The sequence below is a fragment of the Cyanobacterium sp. genome, from assembly GCF_054166785.1.
In genome coordinates this window covers 22749-31579 of sequence record NZ_JBSZCP010000032.1, presented here as the reverse complement: position 1 = coordinate 31579, position 8831 = coordinate 22749, and the positions used below count along the sequence as shown (strand labels likewise).

The window sequence follows — 8831 nt, the reverse complement described above, 5'->3', positions numbered from 1 at the left end:
GAAAAATCTAGTTAGAAATAGTAAGTTATCAAAAAGTATTAATGATGCTGGTTGGAGTCAGTTTCGTAAATGGTTAGAGTATTTTGGGATGAAATACCGAAAACTAACTATTGCGGTAAATCCAGCCTACACAAGTCAAGACTGTTTTAAATGTGGGAAACGAATCAAAAAAAGTCTTTCCACAAGAACTCATGTTTGCAGTTGTGGATATGTTGAAGATCGTGATACACAAGCATCATTGAATATTTTAAGAAAAGCTACCCAAGGGCATTGGGGAAGCAAGTCCGAGTTATTGGACTTAAACGCTTGGGGAGATTTGTCCTCTATCTTGGTTGGTGGCAACACCTGCCAAGGTAAGACGAGTCAGTGAACCAAGAATCCCCCGCTAAAGCCTCAGCTTAACGGTGGGAGTGTCAATCAATCACAGGTTTACTAACATGACCACGTCTTTTAATGGGAGGACGAGGAGTACCCTTAGAAAGAGCGCTGGGGGGTAAATTATTGCTATGGTTAGGTTTACGACGGGGATTAGACCTAAATCTACCACGTTCTTGATCTTCGTGAACTTCGAGATATAAAGTATCACCAACCATTTGGGCTGCAGTTTGTAACACCGTGCGGATAGCTTGAATATTACGTCCTCCCTTACCATAAACCCTTCCTTTTTCTTTTTCTTCGAGGGCTAGACGAATCCAGATTCGTTTGGTACTAGCTATATACTCACAATTGAAACTAAGTAATTCGGGAGATTCTAACAAAGGCTCGACAAGAAAACGAATTAGCCCATCATAATCAGGGCTAGTAGCATTATCTAAATCAAGATAAGGTTGTTTATTAAGCATTTAACTGTTCAAAAACTTTTGCTTTATTTAAAATAGAGCGCACAGTTTCGGTGGGTTGGGCGCCATCTTTTAAGCGAGTAACAATAGCAGGGACGTTTAATCTGGTTTCATCGGTGCGAGGATTGTAAAACCCTAATTCTTCTAATGCTCTACCATCACGGCGACTACGGCTATTGATAGCAACGATACGATAGCTAACTTCTCTTTTTTTTCCTAATCTTTTTAAGCGTATTTTAATCATAATAATAATTTTAATGTACTGTTAATCTTGGTTGATGGGTTAAGATTTAGTTGACCCATACTATGATACTAAAATTTGCCCCTAATTGCTAATATTGCTTTTTTTGAAAAACATCGACATCTTCCATAATGTCTTAAAAAGAGTTAAAGTCCTTATCAGGAGGATACTTTAATTTATTTTCCTAGACTGCTCAAATTATTATCCGCCTTTATCTGTGTATTTGACTATCTATGAATTATCTTCCTAGCATCCATCAAGCAGTAAGACAGCAAAATTTGTCCATGGTGGAGAGCCTTTTGGCTCAGGATAATAGCATTGTCAACAGTATTGACTCTAACCATAATACCCCTTTGATTTATGCAGTGCAAGGGGGAAACAGTGCGATCGCACATTTGTTAATGGAAAAAGGGGCTAATGTAAACTATCAAAACCATCCCCATAAAATGAGTGCCTTAATGTTCGCCTGTGCTAAAAATTACGTATCCATCAGTGAGCTATTAATTACCTCTGGGGCAGACGTAAACCTAACTAACGACGATCGCACTCCACCATTAATGATAGCCTGTTATTGGGGATATAAAGAAATAGCCGAACTGCTACTAAAAAATGGAGCCATGGTCAACTCCCAAGACATCGATGGAGATACCCCCCTACAAATAGCCATCAAAAAAAACCATAGCCCCATAATAGAACTATTGATCAGCCATGGAGCAGACTTATATCAAGAAGAAGGAGCATTAAACCTCGCCATCGACTACCATAAACTAGACATAGTAAAAACCCTCATCAAAGAATCCATCGACGTAAATCGAGGCAACAAAGACGGCTTTACCCCCCTCATGAATGCCTGCGCCCAAGGAGACATCGAAATAGTCCGAGTATTACTAGAAGCCAAAGCCCAAGTAAACCTAAAAGATAGCTACCAAGAAACCGCCCTCCACTTAGCCTGTTTAGAAGGACACTTTCAAATTGTCGAAGCACTCATCAAAAAAGGAGCAGACGTTAACGCCATCAACTCAGAAAAAGATAGTCCCTTACTCATCGCCTGTGTACAAGGTCATAGTGAAATTGTAGCAGAATTACTTAAAAATGGGGCAAACCCCAACTACGCCAACGGGCAAGACTATCCCCTAACCCTCGCCATCATCAACAATTGGCAAGAAATTACCTACTACCTCCTCCAAGCAGGGGCAAATCCCGACGTACGATTAGCCGATGGTAAAACTGTACTAATGAAAGTATGTGACCAAAATAATCTTGACATGATTCGCTGTTTATTACACTTTGGTGCTGATGTAAACTTAGAAGATAAAGGAGGAGGTACAGCCTTAATGTGGTCAGCCCATCGAGGACACCTCGAAGGAGTTAAACTATTAATAGAAGTAGAGGGTATCAACATCCATCACCGTAACCAAAATGGCTATACTGCCAGTAGTTTAGCCGAATATAATCAATTTGATTATGTAACAGAATTTTTGAACACCATAGCAACAGAAAATGGTTAATCATAATAGTAAATAAAGTTCATGACAGAAATTTGGGGCGCAATTATTGTCTTTGTGGTATCTCCTCTTATTGGTGCTATTCCTTTGGTGGATTGGTTTACCTATGCCGTTTCAGGAAAAAAGTTAACAAAATTAGGTACAGGAAATATCTCCGTATCCACTGCTTTTTATCATGGTGGTAGATTGGCCGGAATTTTGGCACTACTATCAGAAGCAGGAAAAGGTATCGCCGTAGTTTTAATGACGAGGGCATTTTTCCCCCTAGGCTCATCATGGGAGATAATGGCTTTAATTGCCCTGGTGATGGGGCGTTATTGGGCTGGAAGGGGGGCAGGTTTAACCAGCGTTACTTGGGGTATTATGGCCCATAATCTGGGGGCTGGATTATTAATTTTTTTGTTGGGCAGCATTAGTTTTACGATTTTTCGTACTCGAAAAGGGGGTAAAATTGGCTTTTTAGGGTTGATGGTGGTGGTATTATCGGCTCAAAATATTAACTCTCCAGAATATATTTTTGTCACCATTGGTTTAGTTAGTTTATTGTTATGGATTTTTGATCAAATTCCCGATGATGGGGAGTTAAAGTCTAGTCAAGTGTTTTCTTTTTTTCGGGGTGATAGTGGGGTAGTTTCTCTATCTCAAAAATTAAATCCTGATAAAGTGGGGGCGAAGGCGGGGAATCTTTCTTTGTTGAAGCAGTGGGGTTACAATGTGCCTGATGGTTGGGTAATTAGGGCGGGGGATGATTTAGATACTTTTTGTGATTTTGCTAATCCTTCCATACAAAATCCTTTGGTGGTGCGTCCTTCCGCTTTGGATAAGGACTCTTTGACGGTATCGGCGGCGGGAATTTATGAAAGCTATCTAAATGTTACGGATGGGGCTACCCTTAAGCAAAGAATTATTGATTGTTTATCGTCTTATCACAGCCCTGTTGCCCTGAATTATCGTCAAAATCAAGGTACGGAGGAAAAATCCTTGGTGGTAATTGTGCAGAAGCAAATTAAAGGGGAGTTTTCGGGGGTGGCTTTTAGTCGTAATCCTATTAATCAATTAGATGATTGTATCTGTATTGAAGGTATGGCAGGAGACACAAATAAGTTATTATCTGAGCCTATTTCCCCTGAAAAATACCAAATTTATTTAGCCGATGAGGTACTAAAAGGCAGAGGTAACATTCCCCCATTTATATTATTTTCTGTGGCAAAAATAGCGAGAGAAATTGAAAGGGCAAATCAAAATATTCCTCAAGATATAGAATGGAGTTATGATGGACAGGTTTTATGGATTTTACAAAGCCGCCCCATAAGTACCCTTTACCCTCTTTGGACGAGAAAAGTTGCCCAAGAAGTGTTTCCCTATGCTTTACCGCCGTTGTCTTGGGAAATCCAACACATTTTAATAAGTGCTGTTGCTAAGGATATTTTTTCTATTATTTTACAGGATAAAGTTAAAGATTTAGACTTTAGTAAAATAGGAGTTTTACATTACAGCCATGGTTATTTTAATGCTACTTTGTTATCAGAAATTTTCCTATTAATGGGATTACCTCCCGAAAGTTTACAGTTTCTAACGGATGGAGAAACATTTGCTAAACCTTCTCTTTTTTCTATCTTCAAAAATATTCCTAATCTGTGGCGATTATTTACTCAAGAATGGACTTTACTTAAGGATTTTTGGGCTAAGGGCGATCGCACTTTTAATCCTCTATTAGATGAACTAGAAGAAATAAATCCAAAAGAATTAAATAACCAAGAATTATTAAACAGAATAGAGCATATATTAGAAGCCTTAAAAAAGGTTACTTATTTTAAAACTTTAGCTTATTTAAGTTATAGTATCCGCCAAAAAGTTTTTAAGATAAACCCTCAAGATTTAGATAGCACAAATATCATAGAAATTAAAGCTATTAAAGAACTACAACAAATTGCGATCGATACCCGCAATCTATTTTCTGGCATTCAACTACAACAACTAGAGCCTGAAAATTATCCCTCCTTTTTTGCTAACCTTTCCGAATCCACCGATGGAGAATCAGTGATACAAAGACTTAATGAATGGATAGAAAAATATGGTTATTTAAGTGAAAAAATAATCGATATATCCGTTCCTCGTTGGTCAGAAAATCATCGTATCATGAAAACCATGTTTACTAAATTTGTCGCTGATCATTCCTTAAAAAATATAACAAAAAACCATCTAAATATACCAAATATAAAACAAAAAATAGTCCAAACTAGATACAACTTAAAAGGAGAAATAGTAGATATAAACAATAAATTATTAGCTCATCTCCGATATGGCTTTATAACCCTAGGAGAGAACCTCTATCAAGATCAATATTTAATAGATAAAAAAGATATATTTTTCCTCAAATTTAACGAGATAAAACAATTAATTACCGAAAAAAATGATCCCCATAATATTTCTAGCTTAATAAATAAACGCCAACAAAAATGGCAAGAATACAAAGAAATCAAAATAATTCCTCACCTAATATATGGTCAAAGTCCCAAAATTAATATTGATAATAATATATCTCCCCATATCAGTCACAATCAACTCCAAGGCATTCCTGCCAGTATGGGCATCATTGAAGGAAAAATAAAAATTATTCGTACCCCACCGCAAAAAAATATCAACGTTGACAAAGAAACAATTATCATAGCCCCCCATATCGATGCTAGTTGGTCATTAATTCTTGCGCAAGCAGGGGGATTAATTACAGAAGCAGGGGGGCAATTATCCCATGGGGCGACCATTGCGAGAGAATATGGTATCCCTGCAGTCATTAACATTCCCCAAGCCACCAGAATTTTAAGAAATAATCAAAGGGTACGCCTTGACGGACAAAAAGGCATCATCGAAATTCTATAATACTAGAACTATTATTACCATTGGTAAATTTAACTAAAAATCATACCCTAATTGACCAACCCCAAGTATAGTTTATCAATCGGAATTAGTGGTGCGCTGGAAACTTAACCATAATGAAAACCCTCCCCCATAAATTTGGAGAAGGGTTAGGATTGCTACAAAATGATTAAGCTACAGGTTGTTTTTTGGCTTCTTCTTGGGCTAGGAATTTTTCTAACTCAGTGAGAGCATCCGCATCAACCTTGGTTTGCATAGGACAGAATTTAGGACCACACATAGAGCAGAATTCCGCAGTTTTGTAAATATCTGCAGGTAAAGTCTCATCGTGATATTCCTTTGCTCTTTCAGGATCTAAAGATAACTCAAACTGACGATTCCAGTCAAAATTATAACGAGCCTCAGAAAGTTGATCATCCCTATCACGGGCGCCGGGGCGATGACGGGCAATATCCGCCGCATGGGCTGCAATTTTGTAAGCAATTAAGCCGTTACGTACATCCTCTGCATCGGGTAAACCTAAATGCTCTTTGGGGGTAACATAACATAGCATAGCAGTACCATACCATCCTGCCATGGCAGCACCGATCGCACTGGTGATATGATCATAACCAGGGGCAATATCAGTAACTAAAGGCCCTAAAACATAGAAAGGAGCTTCAGAACATTCCTCCATTTGTTTTTTAACATTAAACTCAATTTGGTCCATGGGTACATGGCCTGGCCCTTCCACCATCACTTGTAAATCATGTTCCCAAGCACGGCGGGTAAGTTGTCCGAGGGTTTTTAACTCAGCCAATTGAGCCTCATCGGAAGCATCATGGGTACAACCAGGGCGCAAAGAATCCCCTAAACTAAAAGATACATCATACTTTTTGAAGATTTCGATAATATCGTCAAAATGAGTATAAAGAGGGTTTTGTTTATGGTGATGCAACATCCAACGGGCAATGATACCACCTCCACGGGATACAATACCGGTAATACGATTACGCACTAAAGGTAAATGTTCGATTAAGATACCAGCGTGGATAGTCATATAATCCACACCCTGTTGAGCGTGTTTTTCGATGATATGTAGAAAATCCTGAGCGGTTAAATTTTCGATGTTACCATGGACGCTTTCTAGGGCTTGGTAAATAGGCACGGTGCCGATGGGTATGGGAGAAGCGTTGATAATAGCGGTACGAATTTCATCTAAATTACCGCCCCCAGTGGACAAATCCATGAGGGTATCTGCCCCATATTTCACTGCTAAACGTAGTTTATCTACTTCCTCATCAATATTAGAACTGTTGGGAGAAGCTCCAATATTGGCGTTTACCTTACACTTAGAAGCAATCCCGATACACATAGGTTCAAGATTAGGGTGATTGATGTTTGCAGGAATAATCATTCTGCCCCTGGCTACTTCATCCCGTATTAATTCAGGGGGTAAGTTTTCCCGTTTTGCTACATAGTGCATTTCTTCTGTTATTACACCTTGACGGGCATAGTGCATCTGAGACACGTTAGCCTGTCCCCGTCTTTTCGCAATCCATTCTGTTCGCATATTTTGATTCCTCTATAAACAGCTTTCCTACGCTGGTATTACCCAGTCTCAGGTTCTAAGGGTTTTTCTCAGCCTAATTTTTTTAGACACCCCTAGCTATTTTTCAATTTTACCATCGATTTATCTTTAAAGAACTCGGGAAATAATTGAGAATAAAAAATCCCCTCACCATTATTGGGCGGGGGAATGAAGTAGAAGAAATAATGTTTCTTAATCAATGGTTGGGGCCTGGAGGGCTACAAATTGATTTTCGGTTTGTTCAGCAATTTTGGTTTCAACTAAGCCAGGCACGGAGTTTCTGAGTAGTGCTGTAAGTTGATTGGTGGTGCTGTCATAAATTTGGGTGACAATTTTGGGATATAAACCAATACCGATGATGGGAATTAGTAAACAAGCGATGATGAATACCTCTCTGGGTTCGGCATCAATGAGTTTGGTATGGGATACTAATTCTTCATTTTCTGGCCCGTACATCAATTCTCTGAGCATGGAGAGGAGATAAATGGGGGTCAAAATTACACCAACGGCGGCGAGGGATACCATGATTACTTTAAATGTCATACCATAAGCATCACTGGTGGCAAGTCCGATAAAAATCATTAATTCGGCGACAAATCCACTCATGCCTGGCAGGGCGAGGGATGCCATGGAGCAAGTTGTCCACATGGCGAAGATTTTCTTCATTTTTTTCCCGACTCCCCCCATTTCGTCTAACATGAGGGTATGGGTGCGATCGTAGGTAGCTCCCACCATGAAGAATAAACTCGCTCCGATTAAACCATGGGAAATCATCTGTAACATGGCGCCACTCATGCCAATGTCGGTAAAGGAGGCAATACCTATCAACACAAAACCCATATGGGAGATGGAGGAGTAGGCAATTTTTCGCTTCAGGTTTCGTTGGGCAAAGGAGGTGAAGGCGGCGTAAATAATGTTTACCACCCCTAAAATGATGAGGATGGGAGCAAATACCGCATGGGCATCGGGTAACATTCCTGCGTTCATACGGATGAGGGCATAGCCACCCATTTTAAGTAAAATTCCAGCCAAGAGCATGTGGGCGGGGGCGGTAGCTTCTCCGTGGGCATCAGGTAGCCATGTATGAAGGGGGAAGATGGGCAGTTTAACACCGTAGGCGATGAGGAAACCACCGTATAGTAATAATTGCAGATTTAAGCCGTAGTCTTTCTGGGCGATCGCACTCATGTCGAAGGTGACGGTATCCCCGTAAAAAGCCATGGTTAAAGCCCCTACAAGGATGAATAATGAGCCTCCAGCGGTGTAAAGGATAAATTTAGTGGCAGCATAAAGTCGTCTCTTACCGCCCCATATGGAGAGGATGAGGTAAACAGGCACTAATTCCAATTCCCACACAAGGAAGAAAAGTAACATATCCTGCACGGCGAAAACGGCGATTTGTCCCCCATACATTGCCAACATCAGGAAGTAAAACAACCGTGGTTTAAGGGTTACAGGCCATGCCGCCATAATAGCAAGGGTGGTGATAAAGCCCGTTAACAAAATGAGGGGCATCGATAAACCATCTACACCCACTGACCATTTTAGGTCAATATCTGGTATCCATGTATAGCTTTCTACCATCTGTAAATCGGGGTTATTTAGATCATAACCTTGGTAGAAGGCATAGACGATTAAAACGAAGTCTATTAAGCCCACGGTAAGGGCAAACCATCTTATGGTTTTACCATCTTTGTCGGGGATGACAAAAACGAGAAGGGAGGCAACAATCGGTAAAAGAATGATTGTCGTTAGCCAAGGAAAGTTTGTTAAATCCATTTTTAACTTGAGAAATAGTT

7 protein-coding genes and 1 riboswitch are annotated in these 8831 nt (G+C 39.8%); of the genes, 3 read left to right on the top strand and 4 right to left on the bottom strand.

Annotation, left to right across the window (positions count from 1 at the left end; genetic code table 11):
* A partial coding sequence (locus tag ACXITR_RS05825; RefSeq protein WP_457996292.1) for an RNA-guided endonuclease InsQ/TnpB family protein occupies window positions 1-370 on the top strand: 370 nt, incomplete at its 5' end.
* 43 nt (window positions 371-413) lie between these two features.
* On the opposite strand, the gene ACXITR_RS05820 is transcribed toward ACXITR_RS05825, so the two are convergent.
* Window positions 414-842 carry a KH domain-containing protein gene (locus ACXITR_RS05820; protein WP_457996291.1) on the bottom strand — a complete coding sequence of 143 codons (429 nt, stop codon included), beginning with the start codon at window positions 840-842 and terminating at the stop codon, window positions 414-416.
* Window positions 835-1083 (bottom strand): 30S ribosomal protein S16, encoded by a 249-nt coding sequence (rpsP, locus tag ACXITR_RS05815; RefSeq protein WP_457996290.1) that lies wholly within the window; start codon window positions 1081-1083, stop codon window positions 835-837. Before rpsP ends, ACXITR_RS05820 begins: the two co-directional genes overlap by 8 nt.
* Before the next feature lie 230 nt (window positions 1084-1313).
* On the opposite strand from rpsP, the gene ACXITR_RS05810 reads away from it, so the two are divergent.
* Both ACXITR_RS05810 and ACXITR_RS05805 read left to right on the top strand, forming a co-directional pair.
* Entirely contained in the window at window positions 1314-2588 is a 1275-nt protein-coding gene (locus ACXITR_RS05810; RefSeq protein WP_457996289.1) for an ankyrin repeat domain-containing protein, read from the top strand.
* A gap of 21 nt (window positions 2589-2609) precedes the next feature.
* The gene (locus ACXITR_RS05805) at window positions 2610-5465 is read left to right on the top strand and encodes a glycerol-3-phosphate acyltransferase (RefSeq protein WP_457996288.1); all 2856 of its coding nucleotides are present in this window, start codon (window positions 2610-2612) and stop codon (window positions 5463-5465) included.
* 166 nt (window positions 5466-5631) lie between these two features.
* On the opposite strand, the gene thiC is transcribed toward ACXITR_RS05805, so the two are convergent.
* Both thiC and ACXITR_RS05795 read right to left on the bottom strand, forming a co-directional pair.
* Window positions 5632-7014 (bottom strand): phosphomethylpyrimidine synthase, encoded by a 1383-nt coding sequence (gene thiC, locus ACXITR_RS05800; RefSeq protein WP_457996287.1) that lies wholly within the window; start codon window positions 7012-7014, stop codon window positions 5632-5634.
* Window positions 7015-7021: 7 nt separating this feature from the next.
* Window positions 7022-7118, bottom strand: a riboswitch (TPP riboswitch).
* 106 nt (window positions 7119-7224) lie between these two features.
* Window positions 7225-8811 (bottom strand): NAD(P)H-quinone oxidoreductase subunit 4, encoded by a 1587-nt coding sequence (locus tag ACXITR_RS05795; RefSeq protein ID WP_457996286.1) that lies wholly within the window; start codon window positions 8809-8811, stop codon window positions 7225-7227.
* Window positions 8812-8831: the final 20 nt, after the last annotated feature.

Bases quoted from the DNA above. Each gene is read 5' to 3' on its own strand.
- ACXITR_RS05805 (WP_457996288.1), top strand. From the start codon at position 2,610: ATGACAGAAATTTGGGGCGCAATTATTGTCTTTGTGGTATCTCCTCTT.
- ACXITR_RS05820 (WP_457996291.1), bottom strand. From the start codon at position 842: ATGCTTAATAAACAACCTTATCTTGATTTAGATAATGCTACTAGCCCT.
- rpsP (WP_457996290.1), bottom strand. From the start codon at position 1,083: ATGATTAAAATACGCTTAAAAAGATTAGGAAAAAAAAGAGAAGTTAGC.
- ACXITR_RS05810 (WP_457996289.1), top strand. From the start codon at position 1,314: ATGAATTATCTTCCTAGCATCCATCAAGCAGTAAGACAGCAAAATTTG.
- ACXITR_RS05795 (WP_457996286.1), bottom strand. From the start codon at position 8,811: ATGGATTTAACAAACTTTCCTTGGCTAACGACAATCATTCTTTTACCG.
- thiC (WP_457996287.1), bottom strand. From the start codon at position 7,014: ATGCGAACAGAATGGATTGCGAAAAGACGGGGACAGGCTAACGTGTCT.